We start from the raw sequence: 19,871 nt of genomic DNA, 5'->3' as shown, positions 1-19,871 counted from the left end.
TGGACGGCTGAGCCATGCGCATCGACGACGAACCCGCTTTCGTGCTGCATGCCAGGGCCTGGCGGGAGACCAGCCTGCTGGTGGAAGTCCTGACCGAGCAGCACGGCCGGCTCGGCCTGCTCGCGCGTGGCGTCAGCAGTCCGCGCAGCCAGGCGCTGCGCGCGGCCCTGCAACCGCTGCAGTGGATCCGCTTCAGCGCCGTGCAACGCGGTGAACTGGCCCAGTTGCGCGGCGCCGAGGCACTCGATGCCGCGCCGCGGCTCGGTGGCGATGCCATGCTGGCCGGCTTCTACATCAGTGAACTGATCATGCGGCTGGCGCCCCGCCAGGATCCGCTGCCCGAGCTTTACGACCACTACGGCCTGGTGCGGCAACGGCTGCGCGACGGTGAACCGCTGGCCTGGACCCTGCGCCGGTTCGAGCGCGACCTGCTCGACGTCCTCGGCGTCGGCTTCGACCTGGCCCATGGCAGCGATGGCGAGCCGGTCGACCCGGCCGCCCGCTACGAACTGGATCCGCAGGAGGGGCCGCGCCGCCTGCTCAGCGAGCGGGGGGCCGACCCGCGCCGGGGCACGGCCACCGGCAGCGCCTTGCTGGCCCTGGCCGAGGACCGCCTGCCGGGGGCCGACGACCTGGCCAGCCTGCGCCGGAGCATGCGCGCGGTGCTGCTGCACCACCTGGGCGGGCGCGGCCTGAAGTCGTGGGAAATGCTCGAGGACCTGTCGCGCCGCCGCTGACCGAGCGGAAAGGGCACGCCATCGCGGCCCGGTAGAGCCGGGCCATGCCCGGCTGCGTGCGGTCCCGATAGAGCCAGCCCATGCCCGGCCAAGTGCGATCCCGGTAGAGCCGGGCCATGCCCGGCCAAGTGCGGTCCCGGTAGAGCCGGGCCACGCCCGGCTGCGTGCAGTCCCGGTAGAGCCGGGCCATGCCCGGCTGCGTGCAGTCCCGGTAGAGCCGGGCCATGCCCGGCCAAGTGCGGTCCCGGTAGAGCCAGGCCATGCCCGGCTGCCTTGGCCTCGCCCTCGTCCTCAATGCAACAATGATTCCACCGCCGCACGGAACTGGGTATGCGCCCCGCTGGACTGCGGCGCCTGGTGCAACTGTCGCACCGCCCGGGCCAGCCGCGCCGCACCGACGAAGCCGCAACTGGCCTGGAGCCGGTGCAACTGCCCGTGCAGCGCACGCACGTCCTCTTGCAGCAAGGCCTGCGCGACCGCGTCGCGGACCCCGGGCAACTCGGCCAGGAACAGCTCGCGCAGGGCGATCAGGTGATGGCGCTGGCCATTCAGGGCCGCCAGGGCGGTGATCTCGTCCCAGTCCTGGCGTTCGCCTTCGGCGCTTCCGCCGATGGGGGACGGGGCGCTGCCGGGGCTGTTGACCAGCGCCCGACGCACCGCCTTGAGCAGTTGTTCGCCGGTGAGCGGCTTGACCAGCGTTTCGCTGAAGCCGGCATCGCGCAGGCGCGCGTGCATGCTGGTATCGCCGTCGGCGGTATGCGCCAGCGCCGGGGTGTCCGGCCGCGAGCGGCGCAGCTGCTCCAGCAACTGGGTGCCGTTGCCGTCAGGCAGGTTCACGTCGATCAGCCACAGGTCGTGCTGGCCGCTGCGTGCGCGGTCCATCGCCGACGCCAGCGAATCGGCGGTATCCACCTCGGCGGGCAGGGTCTCCAGCGCGGCCTTGAAGAAGCCGCGACTGATGGTGTCGTCCTCGACGAGCAGGAATCGGGGCATGGGATCCCGCGGGGTCATCTGCATTGGGGCTGCCTCCATGTCAGCTATGCACCATATTAAACATGCCGACGCCCGCTGCAAGCGGTTCCAACCGGGTTGGCGGCAGTCCGAGCCACGTATCTGCGACAATACGCACCCTTTTTGCCCGCAGCCTGTTGCCACGTGGCCCGATCCCGCTCCCGCCTCGACCGTACCCCCTTCCAGACCGACATCCTCGACCTCAGCCACGATGGCCGTGGCGTGGCCCGCCGCGACGGCGAGGGTAGCAAGGTCACCTTCATCACCGGCGCGCTGCCGGGCGAAGTGGTGACCGCCGAACCGACTGCCCGCAACCGCCACTTCGACGAGGCGCGCACCCTGGAGGTGCTGCAGCCGTCGGCGCAGCGGGTGACCCCCCGGTGCCCGCATTTCGGCGTCTGCGCCGGCTGCGTGCTGCAGCACCTGGAGGAGTCGCATCAGATCGTGGCCAAACAGCGCGTGCTGATGGACAACCTGACCCGGATCGGCCACGTCAGCCCCGGTACGGTGCTGCCGCCGCTGGTCGGCGAGAGCTGGGGTTACCGCCGCAAGGGGCGGTTCTCGGTGCGTCGGGTGGAAAAGAAGGACAAGACCCTGGTCGGCTTCCGCGAGCAGGACCCGCGCTTCGTGGCCGACCTGTCGCAGTGCCTGACCGTGATCCCGGAGATCGGCAGCAAGGTGGGCGCCATGGCGACCTTCATCGAGACCCTGGACGGCAAGCGCGATATCCCGCAGATCGAGTTCATCGCTGGCGATGACGCGATCATGCTGACCATCCGCCACATGCAGCCGCTCAGCGACGCCGACCGCGCCGCATGGACCGCCTTCGGGCAGGAACATGGCTTTGCCATTTCGCTGCAGCCCGGCGGCGTGGAATCGGTGCAGCCCCTGTGGCCGGCCGAGGTGCCCCTGTCGTTCAAGCTGGCCCCGTGGGACGTGGAGCTGGCGTTCCGCCCGCTGGACTTCATCCAGGTCAACGCCTCGCTCAACGTGAAGATGATCGCGCTGGCGCTGGACCTGCTCGACGCCGGCCCGGACGAGCGCGTGCTCGACCTGTTCTGCGGGCTGGGCAACTTCACCCTGCCGCTGGCGCGTACCGTGCGCGAAGTGGTCGGCGTGGAGGGCGAGGCCGGGCTGGTGGCGCGCGCCAAGGAAAACGCGGCGCGCAACGGCCTGGACAACGCGCAGTTCTTTGCCGCCGACCTCACCCAGGACCAGCGCCAGACCCCGTGGATGCGCCAGGGCTTCGACAAGCTGCTGCTGGATCCGCCGCGGTCGGGCGCCATCGAGGTGCTGCAGCAGCTGCCGCTGAAGCAGTTCAAGCGCATCGTGTACGTGAGCTGCCACCCGGGCTCGCTGGCGCGCGATGCCGGCTACCTGGTCAACGAGCAGGGCTTCACCCTGGTCAGCGCCGGTGCGATGGACATGTTCCCGCACACCGCCCACGTGGAAAGCATCGCGGTGTTCGAAAAGCGCTGAGCCGCGCCTGCGCTCGAGCCGCCGATGCCGCGCATCGGCGCTCGGCCCACCCGGCGCCTCACTGCGCCGGCGCGTTCACCCAGTGGCCGTCCCGCCAGGCGAACGCCATGGTCTGGTGGCCGCGCTCGCCGCCGGCACCGGCGCTGACATCGCACTCGATCACCGGCGCGTCATCGCCGACCGCGCAGTCCTGCACGCCGAACACCTCGGCCTCGCGCATCGCCAGCGCCAGGTCCTGGCGCGTGCCCGCATCCTGCTCGCGTGCCAGGCGGGCCGCGAAGCGTTCGCGCAGCAGCACCTGTACCCGCGCCAGCGGCGGCACCGGCACCGGCAACGCGCGCTGCGCGTACTGCAGTTCCCATGCCTCGCCCACGCGACTGAAACGCAGCAGGCGATGCACCACCTCCGGCCCGGCCTGGGCCGAGCCGATGCAGTCCACGCTCGGCACTGCCGCATCGGCGGCCGGCAGGCAGCCGGACAGGGCCAGCAGGCGCGGGCGGAACGCGTCGGCGATCAGGCGACGGGTGGGGCTCTCCGGGCGCTCGGCGATGGCCTCCTCGAACAGACGGTCCATCGCAGCCTGGGCCTGGGCAAGAGTCGGATCGGGCATGCCGGCGGCCTGCGCGGCGGGCAGCGCCATCAGCAGCATCGGCAGGGCGGCCAGCGGCGGGAAACGGGGGCAGCGTGGCATCGGGGGACCGGCTCCTTGGAAAGGGCGCGCAGTGTAGGCCGCGCGCGCCATAATGCGCGCATGGGCATTGAAATCGAACGCAAATACCGGGTCACCGGCGATGGCTGGCGCACTGCCGCGCACGCGGTGATCCCGATGGCGCAGGGCTACATCAACGACACCGCCGCGCTGGACAGTGGCGCGCAGAAGGCCTCGGTGCGCGTGCGCATCCAGGGCGAGCAGGCCTTCCTCAACCTGAAGTCGCGCGAGATCGGCCACACCCGGCAGGAGTTCGACTACCCGATTCCCGTCGAGGATGCGCGCGCGCTGCTGGCGCTGTGCGTGGGCGGGCTGATCGACAAGCGCCGGCACCTGGTTCACCACGCCGGGCTGGTCTGGGAAGTGGACGAATTCCTCGGCGACAACGCCGGTCTGGTGGTGGCCGAAGTCGAACTGGACCACGCCGACCAGGCCATCGACCTGCCGGACTGGGCAGGTGCCGAAGTCACCGACCAGGTCCGCTACTACAACCTGGCCCTGGCCGCGCACCCGTTCGCGCGTTGGTCGGCCGCTGAACGCGGCTGAGCCCCGCCTTGCATTCGGCCAGGGCGGCCCACAGTGTGGTGGCATGAAAATCGAAATCTGGTCCGACGTGGTGTGCCCCTGGTGCTGGATCGGCAAGCAGCGTTTCGAGCAGGGCCTGGCCCTGCTCGGCGACGAGGCGCCGCAGGTCGAGGTGACCTGGCGTCCGTTCCTGCTCGACCCGGACGCGGGGACCACCCCGGTGCCGCTGCGCGAGGCGTACCAGGCCAAGTTCGGCAGTGCCGAGCGCACCGCGCAGATCCTTACCCAGACGCAGGCCACCGCGCGTGCCGAAGGCCTGCCGATGGACTTCGACCAGGGCCAGGTGCGGGTGACCACGCTGCCCGCGCATCGGCTGATGTGGTTGGCCGGGTGTGAAGGCGTGCAGGCGGCCGTTGGCGAGGCGCTGTTCCGGGCCCATTTCGTCCATGGCCGCAACCTGGCCGAGCCGCAGACCCTGATCGAGGCCGCCGCCGCCGGGGGGATCCCGGCCGAGCGGGTCACTGCGCTGCTGGCCGGCGAGGAGGGTCGGGAGGAGATCGACGCCCAGCTCGCCCGGGCCCAGGCGTTGGGCATCCAGTCGGTGCCGACCTTCGTGGTCAACGACCGTTACGCGCTCCAGGGCGCCCAGCCACCGGAAGCGTTTGCCCAGGCGCTGCGCCAGATTGCCGCCGAAACGGCCCAGCCTGCCGGGCCCGCCGGTGGCGATCGCTGCGACGTGGACGGTTGCGCCTGAGTGAATGCGCCCGGGGCCGCAGCCGTGGCCTAGCGCGTGTGCGTTCTGCGACAATGCGGCGGTGCGCCATCACGGCGCCCCGTATTGGAGATCGACCATGCTCGTGATCGGCGTTGCCGGGACCGAACTCACCGCCCAGGAACGCGCGTGGCTGCAGCACGACGCCGTGGCCGGGGTGATCCTGTTCAAGCGCAATTTCGCCTCGCGCCAGCAGGTGGCCGAGCTGTCGGCCGCGATCCGCGCCGCCGCACCGCGCCCGCAGTTGATCTGCGTGGACCAGGAAGGGGGGCGGGTGCAGCGCTTCCGCGACGGCTACAGCGCGCTGCCGCCGCTGCACGGCTTCGATGCGCTGTACCGGCAGGATCCTGAGGCGGCGCTGGCCCTGGCCGAGCAGCACGCCTGGCTGATGGCCAGCGAGGTGCGCGCCAGTGGCGTGGACCTGAGCTTCGCCCCGGTGGTCGACCTCGGCCGCGGCAACCTGGCCATCGGCGATCGCGCCTTCAGCGCCGATCCGCAGGTGGTGGCGGCGTTCACCGCCGCCTACGTGCGCGGCATGCACAGCGTGGGCATGGCCGCCACCCTCAAGCACTTCCCCGGCCATGGCACGGTGCGCGAAGACACCCATTTCAACGATGCCTCCGACCCGCGCTCGCTGGACGAGCTGCGCGCGCTGGACCTGGTGCCGTTCGCCGCCGGCATCGATGCCGGCGCCGATGCGGTGATGATGGCCCACGTGGTCTACCCGCAGGTGGCCCCGGAGCCGGCCGGCTACTCGCCGCGCTGGATCCAGCAGATCCTGCGCGGGGAGATGGGCTTCGGCGGCGTGGTGTTCTCCGATGACATCGGCATGGCGGCCTCGTTCTCCGCCGGTGGCGTGAAGGCGCGCGTGGATGCGCACCTGGATGCCGGCTGCGACGTGGTGCTGGTCTGCCACCCCGAGCTGGTCGAAGAATCGCTGCGCGCGGTCGAACCGCGCACCCTCAATACCGCCGCGCTGCTGGGCCTGATCGGCCGCGGCGCGCTTGGCTGGGATGGCCTGCTGGCCGATGCCCGCCACGGCGCCACCCAATCCCGTTTGCTTGACACCCTTGGAAGAACCGTCTGATGCCCAACCTCACCATTTCCCAGGCCCTGGCCAAGGCCGACCTGCTGGTCGACCGCCCCACCATCGACACGGCCATCGCCGGCATCGCCGACGCCATCGCGCGCGACTACAAGGGCGAAGTGCCGCTGTTCCTGTCGATCATGCACGGCGCGCTGCCGTTCGCCGGCCAGCTCGCGCTGGAACTGGGCGCACGCGGCCAGGACGTGCAGTTCGATTACCTGCATGCCACCCGCTACCGCGGTGAAACCACCGGCGGCGACCTGGTCTGGAAGCACAAGCCGGCCACCGCGCTGTTCGGCCGCCGCGTGCTGCTGGTCGACGACATCCTCGACGAAGGCTACACGCTGCAGGGCGTGCGCACCTGGTGCCTGGAGCAGGGCGCCACCGACGTGCGCATCGCCGCACTCACGGTGAAGAAGCACGACCGCGCGCTGCCGGACGTGAAAGCCGACTACGCCGGCATCGAACTGCCGGACCGCTACGTGTTCGGGTTCGGCATGGACGTCAACGAGACCCTGCGCTGCGTGCCGGCCATCTACGCGATGAAGGAATGATGGAACACATTGCACTGGCCGTCATTGGCGGCACCGGCGTGTACAAGCTGGCCCAGCTCGACGATGTCAGCAGCCACCAGGTGGAAACGCGTTACGGCACCCCGTCCGGCCCGATCCGGGTCGGCACGCTGCTCGGCCAGCGCGTGGCGTTCCTCGCCCGCCATGGCGAGGGCCATTCGCTGCCGCCGCACAAGATCAACTACCGCGCCAACCTCGCTGCGTTGCAGCAGATCGGCGCCACGCGGGTGCTCGCGCTCAATACGGTGGGCGGCATCACCGACCAGTTCGGCCCGCGCGTCCTGGCCTGCCCGGACCAGTTGATCGATTACACCTGGGGCCGCATCTCCACCCTGAGTGAAGAACCCGGCAGCGAGGTGCTGCACGTGGACTTCGGCCATCCGTACACGCCGATGCTGCGCAGCAAGGTGCTGGCCGCGGCCAAGGTCACCGGCGTGCGCCTGCACGACGGCGGCTGTTACGGCGCCACCCAGGGGCCGCGGCTGGAGACCAATGCGGAAATCGCGCGGATGCGCCGCGATGGCTGCGACCTGGTCGGCATGACCGGCATGCCCGAAGCGAGCCTGGCGCGTGAGCTGGGGCTGGACTACGCGTGCCTGGCGATCGTGGCCAACTGGGCCGCCGGCTGTGGCGATGGCGATGAAATCACGATGGCCGAGGTGTTGGCGAACGTGGATGCCGCCTCGGCCGGATTGCCGGAACTGGTCGGCGAATTGGCGCGGGGGTGATTGTCATTGCGGAGCAAGCTTTGCATACTCCGCCAGTGCGCTGGTTGAGCGTACACCACCCATTCATTGAAGAAGGTCTCGCATCACCATGCCGAACGGTACCGTCAAGTGGTTCAACGACGCCAAGGGATTTGGCTTTATTTCGCCGGAGGACGGCAGCGCCGACGTCTTCGCGCACTTCTCCGCGATCAACTCCAAGGGCTTCCGCAGTCTGCAGGAAGGCCAGCGTGTCACGTATGACGTGACCCAGGGCCCGAAGGGCGCCCAAGCCTCGAACATCGTGCCGGCGGCTGAGTAATTCTTCGCGCCGTGCATTGAAAACCCCGCTTCGGCGGGGTTTTTTTTAGCGGTCGCCGCGCAGGCTGTCGGTCGCTGACCCGCGCAGCGCGTGATGTAGATCACGAATAAGGACATCCATGACACAACGACGGACCATCGCCATCGTCGGCTACGGGACGGCGGGGCAAGCGCTTGCCGTGCTGCTTTCACGCGATCATCACGACGTGCACGTTTTCGAACGCGTCGCGGAGCCGGGCCCGGTGGGTGCCGGCTTCCTGCTGCAGCCCAGTGGCCTGGAGGTGTTGTGGCAGATGGGGCTGCTGCCGCAGGTGCTCGCACACGGCGCGCCGGTGCGACGCCTGTATGGCGACACTCCGTGCGGCCGTACCGTGATGGAGATGGGCTACGCCAGCCTGGACCCCCGCCTGCATGGGGTCGGCATGCAGCGTGGCGCGCTGTTCGCGTTGCTGGCCGATGCATGGACGCATCCGCAGAACCTTCAGGCCGGCACCGGCATCGTCGACGTGGATGCCGACCAAGGGCGCGTGCGCGACGCGCGCGGTCACTGGCATGGGCCGTACGACCTGGTGATCGCCGCCGACGGTTCGGCCTCGGCCCTGCGCACGCACGTGCAGGGCACCCGGCTGGATCGCGAATACCCGTGGGGCGCGCTGTGGTGCCTGCTGCCGGGCGGCGATTGGGCGCACCCCGACGAGCTGCGCCAGCGCTACGTGGCGGCGCGCAAGATGATCGGCTTGTTGCCGGTGGGCACGCGACCCGGCAATGACGTGCCGCAGTTGAGTTTCTTCTGGAGCCTGCCGCGTGACCAGTTCGCGCAGTGGGAACGTGACGGCCTGCAGCGCTGGCTCGATGAGATCGCCACCTTGTGGCCGCAGGCGCACGCGCGGCTGGGCGGCATCGGCGACGGCGCGCAGCTGGCGCGCGCCGGCTACCGCGACGCGGTGATGACGCGCTGGAGCCGTGGCCGGCTGGTGCTGGCCGGCGATGCCGCGCATGCCATGAGCCCGCAGCTGGGACAGGGCGCGAACATGGCCCTGCGCGACGCGCTGGCGTTGCGCGATGCGTTGCGCGTCCACTCCGACTGCGACGCCGCGCTGCAGGCCTATGCCGCGCAGCGGCGCGCGCACGTGGCGATCTATCACTTCTGGAGCCGCTGGTTGACGCCCTTGTTCCAGTCCGAGCGGGACATGGCCGCGCGTGCGCGCGACCTGTTGCTCAAGCCACTGGGCGACCTGCCCGGCGGACGCGGGCACATGCTGCGCGTGCTCAGCGGCACCCAGCGTGGCTGGCTCGGCAAGCTCGGGTTGTCGCCCGGCTTCATCGAGGCGATGGCCACGCACACCCAGGCGCGCACGCCCGGGTAACCGCCGCAGCGGCCTGCCTGCGCCGCCGGTGAAGAGCCGATTAACATTCATTGACGGTGGACTCACCCTGGATCTGCGACAAGGGAAGGGCAGACGCAGCCGCGTGTGCTCCTGTCGCCCACCGCCACGACCATCGTGCCGGCGAGGCCACCGCTACCCTTTGGATGCCCTGGAGCCACACCTTGCCAAGCGCAGGGTGGCGTGCGGCGACTGCGCCCCCGGTCCGCGATGGACCGATCGCACCCCGAAGGAGATCGACATGTTGTTCCCGGCCGAAGCCCTGGATGCTGAAATCTGCAAACTGCGCGGACTACTGCAGATGTTGCATGAGGATCAGCCCGACATGATGGACGATGTATTCGAATTCCACGTCACCAGCCTGATCACCCACGCCGCGCCAGACCAGCACGCGCGCATCCGCGCCGCGGCACGCGCGATGATGGGCGAGATCCTGCGGCAACCGGTGCGGCCCCGGCCGCAGACCCCGGACATCCGGCTGATGCCGGACGTGCTGGTCCCGGCGATGTAGCTCATGCGCTGCGGGCGGGCAGGGCGATGGCGTGGTCTTCCACGCACGCCACCAGCTGCTCGCCCGGTGCCAGCACCGGGGCCACCCCGGCAGTGAACCGCGACCATGCCGGCAGCACGCTCAGGCGCTCGCGCAGCCAGAACGCCGGCCAGCGTCGCTGCATGCCCGGCAGCTTGGCCAACGGATGGATGTGTCCGCACAGCACGTGCAGCGACGGATGCGGCTCTGGATCGTGGCGCAGCAGGAAGGGGCCCGCCTCCAGCCGTTCGCCGAGCAGCGTGATGCCCAGATCGGCCTTGGGCAGGGCACGGTCGTGATTGCCGGTGAGCGCGCCGATCTCGACGTCCGCATGCAGTTCGCGCCACCCCTGCCATTGCCGGTACCACGCGCTGCGATGCGCGACGCCGTGCAGCACATCGCCCAGGATCCACAGCGACGCCACCGCGTGCTGGTTCAGCAGCACCGACAGGCGCAGCAGATCGTCGCCGGTTCCGCCGCTGGGCAGTCCGATCCCCGCCCGCCGGAACACATCGGCCTTGCCCAGGTGCAGGTCGGCGATCAGCAGTGCCTTGCGTGCGGGCCAGTAGAGCGCACGCGCGCCGAGCAGCAGCACCGGCTCCCCGGCGATCGTGGTCGGCAGTTCAGGGGCCATGGCGTGTCTCCAGTTGCCGTGCAGCGCGCTGCACGCGGGTTTTCCAGTCTTCGTTGCTCAGCTGGCCGCGCAGGCGTTCCGCCCACAGCGGGAACGACAGCGGTCCGAGACTGGTGGGCGCCTGCAGGCTCAATGTCCGCGCCTGGCAGCGTTGCAGCGTGGTGGCCAGGCTGGTCATGTCCAGCTGCGCATGCAGGACCTCGCGCTCGGCAAGCGCAAGCAGGATGTGGTCGGGGTCGTGCTGACGCAGCACGTCATACAACAGCCCGCTGGATGCCTGCAGCTGGCGCAGGCTGCGTGGCGTGCGGCCGGGCAGTGCGGGCACCAGCAGGCCGGACACGCGCGCGATGTCGCGGAACTGGCGCCGTGCCAGCTCGCCGAGATTGAGGCTGTCGCGCAGGTCCTCGAACAGATGCGCCGGCTCCAGCAGCGCGCGCACGCCGGGTGCGTCCAGTTCGACCGCGCGGGCCGGTGCCAGCACGAAACCGTAGTCGTTGGCCGCGTAGCCGATCGTGTTGGCCTGCCGCCGCGTCAGCCGCATCGCCATCAGGGCGGCCACGCCTTCGTTGACCTGGCGCCCGGCGAAGGGGTACACGAACACGAACTGGCCCTCGCGCCGGCGCACCACTTCCACCAGCAGCCGCGTGGGCGAGGGCAGTTCGGACAGCCGCGACTGCAGCGCCAGCAACGGTGCCAGCCAGCGCATCTCCGGCGAAGGCGCCGGCGCGTCGAACACCGCCTCCATTTCATGCCCCAACGCGTCGGACAAGGGCAGGCGGCCGCCCTGCCAGCGCGGCACCAGGCCATCGCCGCCCTTGGCCAGGCGCACGTAGGCCGTCAGGTTCTCCAGGCGCACCAGCTCCAACAGGCGGCCGGCGAACTGGAAGCGGTCGCCCGGGCGCAGGCGCCCGACGAACTGTTCTTCCACGGCGCCCAGGCGGCCACCACGCAGGAACTGCACCACCGCGCTGCCATCGCTGGTGATGGTGCCGATCGACAGCCGGTGGCGCAGGGCGACGCGGCGGTCGTGCACGCGATACACGCCGTCGTCGTCGAGGACGACCTTGTGGAAGTCCGGGTACTGCGCCAGCGCGCGGCCGCCCTGCACGATGAAGTCGAGCACCGCTTGCCAGTGCGCGTGATCGAGCGCGGCGAATGCATGCGTGCGCCGGACCTGTTCAAACAGGGCATCGGCCTGGAAGCCACCACCAAGCGCGCAGCTCACGCAGTGCTGCGCCAGCACGTCCAGCGACAAGGTCGGGGGATGCCGTGCCTCGATCACCCCGGTGGCCAGCGCGCGCCGTGCCGCGGCGTATTCGACCAGCTCCAGCGCATGCGACGGCACGCACACGATGTGCCCGGATTCGCCCGGGCGATGGCGGGCGCGGCCGGCGCGCTGCAGCAGCCGCGCGATGCCCTTGGGGCTGCCGATCTGCAGCACCTGGTCCACGGCCGGGAAGTCCACGCCCAGGTCCAGGCTGGAGGTGGCCACCACGCAGCGCAGCCGTCCCTCGCGCAGGCCCTGCTCGGCATCGCGCCGCAGGGCCGGGTCCAGCGACCCATGGTGCAGCGCGAGCGTGGCCGGGTCTTCGGGCCATACCGCCGACAGCGCCTGGTGCCACAGCTCGGCGTGCGCGCGGGTGTTGGTGAACAGCAGGCTGGTGCCGACGGCCAGTAGTTTCTCCAGCACGCGCTGCAACTGCGACAGGCCCAGGTGGCCCGCCCACGGGAAACGTTCGCCAGGCGCCGGCAGCAGGGTCTCCACGCTGACCGGCCGCGGCCGCGCGCCGGCTACCAGCGGTGCATCGGGCAGGTCCGGCAGCAGCACCTCGCGCGCCTGGTCCAGGTTGCCCAGCGTCGCCGACAGCCCCCACAGCTGCAGCGCGGGCAGGGCATCGCGCAGCCGGCGCAGGTTCAACTGCAGCAGGACGCCGCGCTTGTTGCCCAGCAGTTCGTGCCATTCGTCGACCACCACGCAGCGCAGCTGGCGCATCTTCGCCAGGCCGTCGGGATAGCTGAGCAGCAGCGCCAGCGATTCGGGCGTGGTCACCAGCACGTCCACGCGGCCCTCGCGCGCCAGCCGCTTGTCGCGGGCGCTGGCGTCGCCGGTGCGCAGGCCCACCTGCCAGTCCAGGCCGAGCGCCGCCAGCGGCTCGCGCAGGGCGCGCGCGGTGTCCCTGGCGAGTGCGCGCAGCGGGGTGATCCACAGCACCTGCAGCGCCGGTACCGGCGTGCGTGCACGGCCGGTGCGCACGACCGGCAGCGGATCGGCCAGGGCCTGCAGCAGCGGCCCGCCAAACATCGCCAAGGTCTTGCCGCTGCCAGTGGGGGTGTGCAGCAGCCCGGACGCACCGGCCAGGTAGTGGCGCCACATCGCCTTCTGGAACGGCAGCGGCGTCCAGCCGCGGCTGTCGAACCACGCGGCCAGCCGCGCCATCGCCTCGCGCCGGGTCACCGCGCCAGCGCCTGCAGCTGGGCAAGCGTGTCTGCTTCGCTGGCCGGCTTGTCCTGACGCCAGCGCAGGATGCGCGGGAAGCGCACCGCGATGCCCGACTTGTGCCGGCTGCTGCGGTTGACGGCTTCGAAGCCCAGTTCGAACACCTGCTCGCCGCGCACGCTGCGCACCGGCCCGAAGCGCTCCACGGTGTTGGCGCGTATCCAGCGGTCCAGGGCGAGGATTTCCTTGTCGTCCAGGCCCGAATAGGCCTTGGCCACCGGCACCAGTCTGTCGCCGTCCCACACCCCGAAGGTGTAGTCGGTGTACAGCGTGCTGCGCCGGCCGTGACCGGCCTGTGCGTAGATCATCACCGCATCGATGGTGAGCGGATCGATCTTCCACTTCCACCAGTCGCCGCGTCGCCGACCGCTCTGGTAGGGCGAATCGTGGCGCTTGAGCATCAACCCTTCCACCCCACGCTCGCGCGCGAGCACGCGCTGCGCCGCCGCCGCCGGCCAGTCGCTCGCCTCGACCGTGGGCGACAGCGCGATCCGCGGGTCCGCCAGTGGCGCCAGCAGCGCCGCCAGCCGCGTGCGCCGCGCGTGCAGCGGCTGCGCGCGCAGGTCCTCGCCATCGGCTTCGAGCAGATCGTAGGCCAACACGCGCACCGGCGTGTCGCGCAGGGTCTTGGGCCCCGGCTTGCGGCGCTGGATGCGGGTCTGCAGCGCGGTGAACGGCAGCGGGTGCTCGTCGCCATCGCGCCAGGCCAGCAGCTCGCCGTCGATCACGCAGCCATCGGGCAGTGCCATCGCGGCTGCCTCGATCTCGGGGAAGCGCCCGTCCAGGCGCTCCTCGCCGCGCGACCACAGCGCCACTTCTCCCTGGCGGCGCAGCAGCTGCAGGCGGATGCCGTCCCACTTCCATTCCAGGGTCCAGTCGGCGATCGGCCCCAGCCGCTCGACCTCGACTTCAAGCGGGGAGGCGAGGAAGAACGGATACGGTTGCTGCCGGTCCTCCGGCCGCTCCTCGGGCGACAGCAGCGCTGCCAGCAGCCCGGGCGAGGGCACCCATTCGCCCAGCATGCGCTGGGCGATGCGCGCGATGTCGATGCCGGACAGGTCGGCCAGCGCCTGCTGCACCACGCGCTGCGACACGCCCACCCGCAGCGCGCCGGTCAGCAGCTTGTTGAAGACCAGGCGTTCGCCGGCAGGCAACTGGCGCCAGCCGGCCACCACCGCCGCGCGGCGTACCGCATCGTCCTGGTTGGCCACGGCCAGCAGGTGCGCTTCGATCCAGTCGGCCAGGGGCCGGTCGACGCCGCGTTCGGGCGGATCATCGAGCAGCAGGGTCAGGGTCTCGGCGAGATCGCCGACCTGGTCGTAGCTGTCGTTGACCAACCATGCAGGCAGGCCGGATTCTTCGCTGATCCACGCGCGCAGTTCGGCGCTGGCGGCGATCTTGCGGCGCGCGCCGCCGACCTTGCCGCCGCTGAGCAGGTACAGCGCCCAGGCCGCGTCGTGCGGGCGTGCATCGCGGAAGTAGGCGACCAGCGCGGCGCGCTTGTCGAGTGTCGCGGTGCTGCGGTCCAGGCGCTGGTAGAGCGCGGCGAATGCCTTCATTCCTCGCTCCCGAAATCGGTCCGGAAGGCTTCGGCGGCCACGCCGCGCTCGCGCAGGAAGGGGATCAGGGCGTCGGTGTTGCCATGGGTGGCGATCACCCGCCGCGCACCGGTCTGCGCGATGGTCTGCAGCAGCGCCGGCCAGTCGGCATGGTCGGAGACCACGAAACCGCGGTCGTAATTACGGCGGCGACGGTTGCCGCGCAGGCGCATCCAGCCCGACGCAAAGCCGAGCTGGTGCTTGCCGAAGCGGCGCAGCCAGGGCGTGCCGGCGGCCGAGGGCGGGGCCAGGATCAGCTTGCCGGCGGCATCCGGCTGCCGGCCCTGCTCGGCCACGGTGTGGGTCTCGAGCATGGGGATGCCGGCCTGCCGGTACACCGCCACGCCGTTGGCGATGGCACCGTGCAGCCACGCCGGCTGGTCGTCCAGCGGCAGCAGCTCGGCCAGGATCCGCTGCGCCTTGCCCAGCGCGTAGCACAACAGGATCGCCGCCTCGCCGCGCGCGGCGCATTCATGCCGCCAGGCCACGATGTCCGCGGCGACCTCGGCGGTGTCCTGCCAGCGATAGATGGGCAGCGCAAACGTGGCCTCGGTGATGAACACGTCGCAGGGCACCACCTCGAACGGTGCGCAGGTTGGATCGGGTTGGCGCTTGTAGTCGCCGGAGGCGACCCAGACCTGCTCGCCATCATCGATGCGTACCTGCGCCGAGCCCAGCACATGCCCGGCCGAATGCAGCGACACCTCCACCCCGCCCAGCCGGAACGCACGGCCGTAATCGTGCGCCTGCAGTGGCACCTCGCCCAGGCGCCAGCGCAGGATCGGCACGCTCTGCGTACTGCAGTAGTACTGCCCCATGCCGCCGCGCGCGTGGTCGCCGTGGCCGTGGGTGATCACCGCGCGCGGCACCGGCCGCCACGGATCGATGTGGAAATCCCCTGCCGGGCAGTACAGGCCTTCTGGTCGCAGGACCACCAGATCGTTGTGCGTGGAAGTCGGGCTCATGCGCTGCACTGTGCCGCCGCGCTCGTGCAGGAGGTGAGAATCCGCCTGAACGGCGAGTGGCGCGGCAATGCGGCAGAATCGACTCAACCCCAGGCCAGGAGGCCGCTGCGATGACGTCCGAACCGACCGCCTTCGACACCCACGCGGTATTCAACCAGCCCCCCCCGTTCGCCGGTCGCAACCTGTGGGCCGATGACGTGGCCCTGGTGGCGGCGGTGCAGCGCGAAGGGGGCGCCGAGTTCGTTGCGCGCCTGGCGCAGTACGGCGGGCTGGCCGGTGATCTGCTGTACCAGCTTGGCTTCGATGCCAACCGCGATCGGCCACGGCTGCGTACCCACGACGCGCAGGGCCATCGCATCGATACGGTGGAGTTCCATCCGGCCTACCACCGGCTGATGGACGCGGCCAAGAGCCACGGCGTGGCCGGCCTGTCCTGGTACGACGGCAGCCCGGGCGCGCACGTGGCGCGTGCGGCATTGAGCTACCTGCACCACCAGGCCGAGGCGGGCACCAGTTGCCCGCTGACCATGACCCACGCGGCGGTGGCGGTGCTGCGCCAGCACCCGGCGTTGGCCGAGTGGGCCGACAAGGCGTCGGCGCCGCACTACGATCCGCGCGACGTGCCGATCGCCGACAAGCACGGCATCACCCTGGGCATGGGCATGACCGAGAAACAGGGAGGCTCGGACGTGCGCGCCAACACCACCCGTGCCGAGCCGCAGGCTGACGGGAGCTACCAGCTGATCGGGCACAAGTGGTTTTTCTCCGCGCCGATGTCCGATGGTTTCCTGGTGCTCGCGCAGGCGCCCGGTGGGCTGAGCTGCTTCCTGATGCCGCGACGACTCGAAGACGGCAACCGCAACGCGTTCCGGTTGGTGCGGCTGAAGGACAAGCTGGGCGACTGGTCCAACGCCTCCAGCGAAGTGGAGCTGTGCGGTGCCTGGGCGCGCCTGGTCGGCGAGGAAGGGCGCGGGGTGTCCACCATCATCGGCATGGTGATGATGACCCGCCTGGATTGCATGCTGGGTGCCGCGGCGGAGATGCGCATGGCACTGGCCCAGGCGTTGCACCACACCCGTCACCGGCAGGCATTCGGCAAACGCCTGTGCGACCACGCGCTGATGGCCAACGTGCTGGCCGACCTGGCGATCGAATCCGAAGCGGCCACGACCTTCGCCCTGCGCGTGGCGCGCGCGGTGGACCGCGCCGGCACCGATGCGGATGAAGCGGCGTTCGCGCGCGTCGCCACCGCGGTTGGAAAATACTGGGTGTGCAAACGCGCAGCGGTGTTCGTCAACGAGGCGCAGGAATGCCTGGGCGGTGCGGGCTACGTGGAGGAATCGATACTGCCGCGGCTGTATCGGCAGGCGCCGTTGAATTCGATCTGGGAAGGCAGTGGCAACATCCAGTGCCTGGACGTGCTGCGTGCGCTGTCGCGCGATGCGCAGGTGCTGCCGGTGCTGGAGGCCGAGCTGGGCAATGTCGGCGGTCGCGATCCGATCTATGACGCGGCGCTGCAGGCCTTGCGCGCGACGCTGGCGGCGACGCCAGCGGAAGCGCAGGCGCGCCGCGTCACCGAGCAGTTGGCGCTGCTGTTGCAGGCGGCCGTCCTGCTGCGCGCCGACAGCCCGAATGCAGCGGCCTTCATCCGCTCGCGCCTGGGCGGTGACCATGCGATGGCCTTCGGCACATTGCCGGACGACCTGGATGTCGCCGCGGTACTGACGCGCGCGTTGCCGTGAGCCGGTCCTGCCCCGCACGCCGGCGGTGACCTGCCAGCCACGTTCCCGCGGACGGGGCACACCAAAAAAAAACGCCCCTTCCTGCGAAGGGGCGTTCGGGTGCTGCGCAGGCGATGACTCAGTGCTTGGCTTCGTCGGCGTTCTTCTTGGCCTCATCGGCCACGTCGCGGGCCTTGTCGGCCACCTTCTGCGCGGCATCGGCGGTGGCATCGCTGGCGTGGGCGCCCGCATCCTTGGCCGCGGTCTTGGCCTCGCCGGCAGCTTCCGACGTGGCGGCGGCGGCGCGGTCGAGCGCCTGCTGGGTATCGGCCGCGGCACGCTCGGAGGCGGCGGCGGCGTCATCGGCGGCATTGCGGGTGGAGGCAGCGGCCTGGTCGACCGCCTCGCGCGCAGCGGCGTTGGCGCTGTCGGCGGCCTGCGCGGCGTCCTGGCGGGCCTGTTCGGCTTCCGGGCCCTTGCAGGCGGCCAGGCCGAGCAGCAGGGAGGCAGCCAGCAGGGAAGTGGTCAGCGGACGGATGGTCATGGCGGTCTCCAATACGGGAATCGTAGGGGAGGCCAGCGTATTCATGCCGTCGTGAAGACCCGGTGGGCACCGCCGCCGCGCCTGAACGAACGGGGGCCGGGGCAGGCCGTTGGGGGCAGATGGCGTAGGGAAAGAACGTGGGTCGGTACGCGTCCGACCGACGCGCCCAAAGAAAAAGCCGCTGGCGAACCAGCGGCTTCTTCAGACTTGCTTGAAGAAAGAAGTGATTACTTCTTGGCTTCTTCAGCAGCGTCCTTGGCCTGCTCGGCGGTGGCTTCACCGGCCTTGGCAGCGTCGGCAGCGTTGCCGGCAGCAGCGTCGGTGGCAGCGCCAGCAGCCTGGGCAGCGGCATCGGCCGAAGCGTCAGCAGCGGTGGTGGCGGTGTCGGCGGCAGCCTGGGCAGCGTCGGCGGTCTGGGCGCCAGCAGCAGCGGCCTGGTCGGCAGCGACCTGGGCGTCGGCGGCAGCTTCGTTGGCCGAAGCAGCAGCGTCAGCAGCCTGTTCCTGCTTGGAGCAGGCGGTCAGAGCCAGGCCCAGGGCCATCGCGATCAGCAGCTTGTTGATGCTCATTTGTGTGAATCCTCGTCGTTAGATTAGGCAACGCGCTATTGCGCGCCCGGCAACATGATGACAAGCCAAGATTGGCTGTCAAGCGATCGCGCATTCATTTTTGCGAAATGCGCGTTAAATCCAATCAAATCAATTCGATGGCAATGGCCGTTGCTTCGCCGCCGCCAATGCAGAGCGTAGCGATGCCGCGCTTTCCGCCGCGCTTGCGCAAGGCGTTCACCAGGGTGACCACCAGCCGCGCGCCCGAAGCCCCGATCGGATGCCCCAATGCGCAGGCGCCGCCATTCACGTTGACCTTCTCGTGCGGGATGCCCAGTTCGCGGATCGGGGCCATGGCCACCACCGCGAAGGCTTCGTTGATCTCGAACAGGTCGACCTGATCGATGCTCCAGCCGGTTTTTTCCAGCAGTTTGTGCAGCGCGCCGATCGGGGCGGTGGTGAACCACTCCGGCGCCTGCGAATGGGTAGCGTGGGCCACGATCCGGGCCAGCGGCTGCAGGCCGCGCGCGGCCGCGTCCTCCTCGGCCAGCAGGACCACGGCGGCGGCGCCGTCGGAGATGCTGGAGGAGCTGGCGGCGGTGACCGTGCCGTCCTTCTTGAAGGCCGGGCGCAGGGTCGGGATCTTGGCGACGTCCGAACGACCCGGCTGCTCGTCCTGCGCAAACTCGACCTCGCCCTTGCGAGTGGACACCTTCACCGCGACGATTTCCTCGTCGAACGCCCCGCTGGCCTGCGCGGCCTGCGCGCGGCGCACCGATTCGATGGCGAAGGCGTCCTGCTCCTCGCGGCTGACCTGGTACTTCTCCACCGCGCTTTCGGCGAATTCGCCCATGGCCTTGCCGTCGTAGGCGTTGACCAGGCCGTCGTGGGCCATGTGGTCGACCGCCTGGAAATTGCCGAAGCGGTTGCCGGTGCGCGAGTTGGGGAGCATGTGCGGCGCATTGGACATCGACTCCATGCCGCCGGCCACCACGATGCTGGCCGAGCCGGCCTTGATCAGGTCATGGCCGAGCATGATCGCCTTCATGCCCGAGCCGCACACCTTGTTGAGCGTGGTCGCGCCGGTGGCCAGCGGGATCCCGGCGGCGATGGCCGCCTGGCGGGCCGGCGCCTGGCCGAGGTTGGCCGGCAGCACGCAGCCCATGATCACTTCGGAGACATCCGCAGCCGGCACCCCGGACTGCTGCAGTGCCGCGGCGATCGCGGCGGCGCCCAGGGTAGGGGTGGGGACACCGTTGAACTGGCCCAGGAAGGACCCGATGGCGGTGCGTTTGGCGGCGGCGATGACGATGTTGGACATGGCAATCTCGTTGGTGCGTGAGCGATATACGAAATGGGCGCGCGGGCCTCGAGGCCCAATGCGCGTCCCGGCAGACTGCGTGGGGTGGCCCAGTATAGGGGGTCGCGGTTTTCCACCGGTGTCGATGGGGAGCGCCGCCGCCTGGCCGTTCCCATTAGTGGGACGGCGTGCCATTGGCGACACGGGCTTTTCCCGGCACACTGCGCTGCACC

20 protein-coding genes are annotated in these 19,871 nt (G+C 70.2%); 11 read left to right on the top strand and 9 right to left on the bottom strand.

Annotated features, from left to right (window positions below; genetic code table 11):
* The first annotated feature begins 14 nt into the window (after window positions 1-14).
* On the top strand, window positions 15-737 hold the full coding sequence (gene recO / locus AC1DGC_RS03090) for a DNA repair protein RecO (RefSeq protein WP_259206087.1): 723 nt from the start codon (window positions 15-17) through the stop codon (window positions 735-737).
* A 291-nt stretch (window positions 738-1,028) separates the two neighbouring features.
* Here the strand turns inward: recO and AC1DGC_RS03085 are convergent, their stop codons facing one another.
* Complete coding sequence (locus AC1DGC_RS03085) at window positions 1,029-1,754, bottom strand: response regulator (RefSeq protein ID WP_259206084.1); 726 nt, start codon at window positions 1,752-1,754, stop codon at window positions 1,029-1,031.
* Window positions 1,755-1,892: 138 nt separating this feature from the next.
* On the opposite strand from AC1DGC_RS03085, the gene rlmD reads away from it, so the two are divergent.
* A complete protein-coding gene (rlmD, locus tag AC1DGC_RS03080) occupies window positions 1,893-3,227 on the top strand; it encodes a 23S rRNA (uracil(1939)-C(5))-methyltransferase RlmD (RefSeq protein WP_478047186.1) in 1,335 nt (444 codons plus the stop codon).
* Window positions 3,228-3,285: 58 nt separating this feature from the next.
* On the opposite strand, the gene AC1DGC_RS03075 is transcribed toward rlmD, so the two are convergent.
* On the bottom strand, window positions 3,286-3,918 hold the full coding sequence (locus AC1DGC_RS03075) for a hypothetical protein (RefSeq protein WP_259206074.1): 633 nt from the start codon (window positions 3,916-3,918) through the stop codon (window positions 3,286-3,288).
* 60 nt (window positions 3,919-3,978) lie between these two features.
* On the opposite strand from AC1DGC_RS03075, the gene AC1DGC_RS03070 reads away from it, so the two are divergent.
* The 8 genes from AC1DGC_RS03070 (at window position 3,979) to AC1DGC_RS03035 (ending at window position 9,813) form a co-directional block, all read left to right on the top strand.
* Entirely contained in the window at window positions 3,979-4,482 is a 504-nt protein-coding gene (locus AC1DGC_RS03070; RefSeq protein WP_259206071.1) for a CYTH domain-containing protein, read from the top strand.
* Window positions 4,483-4,525: 43 nt separating this feature from the next.
* The gene (locus AC1DGC_RS03065) at window positions 4,526-5,215 is read left to right on the top strand and encodes a DsbA family oxidoreductase (RefSeq protein ID WP_449336001.1); all 690 of its coding nucleotides are present in this window, start codon (window positions 4,526-4,528) and stop codon (window positions 5,213-5,215) included.
* A gap of 97 nt (window positions 5,216-5,312) precedes the next feature.
* On the top strand, window positions 5,313-6,320 hold the full coding sequence (gene nagZ / locus AC1DGC_RS03060) for a beta-N-acetylhexosaminidase (RefSeq protein WP_259206067.1): 1,008 nt from the start codon (window positions 5,313-5,315) through the stop codon (window positions 6,318-6,320).
* The gene (locus tag AC1DGC_RS03055; protein ID WP_259206064.1) at window positions 6,320-6,874 is read left to right on the top strand and encodes a hypoxanthine-guanine phosphoribosyltransferase; all 555 of its coding nucleotides are present in this window, start codon (window positions 6,320-6,322) and stop codon (window positions 6,872-6,874) included. The genes nagZ and AC1DGC_RS03055 overlap by 1 nt, the downstream gene beginning before the upstream one ends.
* Entirely contained in the window at window positions 6,874-7,620 is a 747-nt protein-coding gene (locus AC1DGC_RS03050) for an S-methyl-5'-thioinosine phosphorylase (RefSeq protein ID WP_259206061.1), read from the top strand. The genes AC1DGC_RS03055 and AC1DGC_RS03050 overlap by 1 nt, the downstream gene beginning before the upstream one ends.
* An 88-nt stretch (window positions 7,621-7,708) precedes the next feature.
* Window positions 7,709-7,918, top strand: a complete 210-nt coding sequence (gene cspE, locus AC1DGC_RS03045) for a transcription antiterminator/RNA stability regulator CspE (protein WP_259206060.1) — start codon at window positions 7,709-7,711, stop codon at window positions 7,916-7,918.
* A gap of 118 nt (window positions 7,919-8,036) precedes the next feature.
* Window positions 8,037-9,284, top strand: a complete 1,248-nt coding sequence (locus AC1DGC_RS03040; protein ID WP_478047185.1) for an FAD-dependent oxidoreductase — start codon at window positions 8,037-8,039, stop codon at window positions 9,282-9,284.
* A gap of 259 nt (window positions 9,285-9,543) precedes the next feature.
* Window positions 9,544-9,813 carry a hypothetical protein gene (locus AC1DGC_RS03035; protein ID WP_394160959.1) on the top strand — a complete coding sequence of 90 codons (270 nt, stop codon included), beginning with the start codon at window positions 9,544-9,546 and terminating at the stop codon, window positions 9,811-9,813.
* Window position 9,814: 1 nt separating this feature from the next.
* On the opposite strand, the gene pdeM is transcribed toward AC1DGC_RS03035, so the two are convergent.
* Genes pdeM through AC1DGC_RS03015 form a run of 4 tightly spaced genes read right to left on the bottom strand, consistent with a single transcriptional unit; the run spans window position 9,815 to window position 15,525 of the window.
* The gene (gene pdeM / locus AC1DGC_RS03030) at window positions 9,815-10,465 is read right to left on the bottom strand and encodes a ligase-associated DNA damage response endonuclease PdeM (RefSeq protein ID WP_394160957.1); all 651 of its coding nucleotides are present in this window, start codon (window positions 10,463-10,465) and stop codon (window positions 9,815-9,817) included.
* A complete protein-coding gene (locus AC1DGC_RS03025; RefSeq protein ID WP_478047470.1) occupies window positions 10,455-12,902 on the bottom strand; it encodes a ligase-associated DNA damage response DEXH box helicase in 2,448 nt (815 codons plus the stop codon). The genes pdeM and AC1DGC_RS03025 overlap by 11 nt, the downstream gene beginning before the upstream one ends.
* Window positions 12,903-12,916: 14 nt before the next feature.
* On the bottom strand, window positions 12,917-14,521 hold the full coding sequence (locus tag AC1DGC_RS03020) for an ATP-dependent DNA ligase (RefSeq protein WP_478047184.1): 1,605 nt from the start codon (window positions 14,519-14,521) through the stop codon (window positions 12,917-12,919).
* Window positions 14,518-15,525 (bottom strand): ligase-associated DNA damage response exonuclease, encoded by a 1,008-nt coding sequence (locus AC1DGC_RS03015; RefSeq protein WP_394160953.1) that lies wholly within the window; start codon window positions 15,523-15,525, stop codon window positions 14,518-14,520. The genes AC1DGC_RS03020 and AC1DGC_RS03015 overlap by 4 nt, the downstream gene beginning before the upstream one ends.
* 110 nt (window positions 15,526-15,635) lie before the next feature.
* On the opposite strand from AC1DGC_RS03015, the gene AC1DGC_RS03010 reads away from it, so the two are divergent.
* On the top strand, window positions 15,636-17,267 hold the full coding sequence (locus AC1DGC_RS03010; protein WP_478047183.1) for an isovaleryl-CoA dehydrogenase: 1,632 nt from the start codon (window positions 15,636-15,638) through the stop codon (window positions 17,265-17,267).
* Window positions 17,268-17,385: 118 nt separating this feature from the next.
* Here AC1DGC_RS03010 and AC1DGC_RS03005 read toward each other — a convergent pair whose 3' ends face one another.
* The 3 genes from AC1DGC_RS03005 to AC1DGC_RS02995 form a co-directional block, all read right to left on the bottom strand.
* On the bottom strand, window positions 17,386-17,790 hold the full coding sequence (locus AC1DGC_RS03005) for a hypothetical protein (RefSeq protein ID WP_259206035.1): 405 nt from the start codon (window positions 17,788-17,790) through the stop codon (window positions 17,386-17,388).
* 227 nt (window positions 17,791-18,017) lie between these two features.
* Window positions 18,018-18,359 (bottom strand): hypothetical protein, encoded by a 342-nt coding sequence (locus AC1DGC_RS03000; protein WP_259206034.1) that lies wholly within the window; start codon window positions 18,357-18,359, stop codon window positions 18,018-18,020.
* Between the two features lie 124 nt (window positions 18,360-18,483).
* Window positions 18,484-19,659: a thiolase family protein gene (locus AC1DGC_RS02995; RefSeq protein ID WP_478047182.1), complete on the bottom strand. Its 1,176-nt coding sequence runs from the start codon at window positions 19,657-19,659 to the stop codon at window positions 18,484-18,486.
* Window positions 19,660-19,871 lie beyond the last annotated feature (212 nt).

The organism is Stenotrophomonas sp. 05N37, assembly GCF_056397365.1.
The sequence above is the reverse complement of the archived record's forward strand: the minus strand, read 5'-3'. Positions and strand labels throughout refer to the sequence as shown.

Bases quoted from the DNA above. Each gene is read 5' to 3' on its own strand.
- recO (WP_259206087.1), top strand. From the start codon at position 15: ATGCGCATCGACGACGAACCCGCTTTCGTGCTGCATGCCAGGGCCTGG.
- AC1DGC_RS03085 (WP_259206084.1), bottom strand. From the start codon at position 1,754: ATGCAGATGACCCCGCGGGATCCCATGCCCCGATTCCTGCTCGTCGAG.
- AC1DGC_RS03075 (WP_259206074.1), bottom strand. From the start codon at position 3,918: ATGCCACGCTGCCCCCGTTTCCCGCCGCTGGCCGCCCTGCCGATGCTG.
- AC1DGC_RS03070 (WP_259206071.1), top strand. From the start codon at position 3,979: ATGGGCATTGAAATCGAACGCAAATACCGGGTCACCGGCGATGGCTGG.
- AC1DGC_RS03065 (WP_449336001.1), top strand. From the start codon at position 4,526: ATGAAAATCGAAATCTGGTCCGACGTGGTGTGCCCCTGGTGCTGGATC.
- nagZ (WP_259206067.1), top strand. From the start codon at position 5,313: ATGCTCGTGATCGGCGTTGCCGGGACCGAACTCACCGCCCAGGAACGC.
- AC1DGC_RS03055 (WP_259206064.1), top strand. From the start codon at position 6,320: ATGCCCAACCTCACCATTTCCCAGGCCCTGGCCAAGGCCGACCTGCTG.
- AC1DGC_RS03050 (WP_259206061.1), top strand. From the start codon at position 6,874: ATGGAACACATTGCACTGGCCGTCATTGGCGGCACCGGCGTGTACAAG.
- cspE (WP_259206060.1), top strand. From the start codon at position 7,709: ATGCCGAACGGTACCGTCAAGTGGTTCAACGACGCCAAGGGATTTGGC.
- AC1DGC_RS03040 (WP_478047185.1), top strand. From the start codon at position 8,037: ATGACACAACGACGGACCATCGCCATCGTCGGCTACGGGACGGCGGGG.
- AC1DGC_RS03035 (WP_394160959.1), top strand. From the start codon at position 9,544: ATGTTGTTCCCGGCCGAAGCCCTGGATGCTGAAATCTGCAAACTGCGC.
- pdeM (WP_394160957.1), bottom strand. From the start codon at position 10,465: ATGGCCCCTGAACTGCCGACCACGATCGCCGGGGAGCCGGTGCTGCTG.
- AC1DGC_RS03025 (WP_478047470.1), bottom strand. From the start codon at position 12,902: ATGGCGCGGCTGGCCGCGTGGTTCGACAGCCGCGGCTGGACGCCGCTG.
- AC1DGC_RS03020 (WP_478047184.1), bottom strand. From the start codon at position 14,521: ATGAAGGCATTCGCCGCGCTCTACCAGCGCCTGGACCGCAGCACCGCG.
- AC1DGC_RS03015 (WP_394160953.1), bottom strand. From the start codon at position 15,525: ATGAGCCCGACTTCCACGCACAACGATCTGGTGGTCCTGCGACCAGAA.
- AC1DGC_RS03010 (WP_478047183.1), top strand. From the start codon at position 15,636: ATGACGTCCGAACCGACCGCCTTCGACACCCACGCGGTATTCAACCAG.
- AC1DGC_RS03005 (WP_259206035.1), bottom strand. From the start codon at position 17,790: ATGACCATCCGTCCGCTGACCACTTCCCTGCTGGCTGCCTCCCTGCTG.
- AC1DGC_RS03000 (WP_259206034.1), bottom strand. From the start codon at position 18,359: ATGAGCATCAACAAGCTGCTGATCGCGATGGCCCTGGGCCTGGCTCTG.
- AC1DGC_RS02995 (WP_478047182.1), bottom strand. From the start codon at position 19,659: ATGTCCAACATCGTCATCGCCGCCGCCAAACGCACCGCCATCGGGTCC.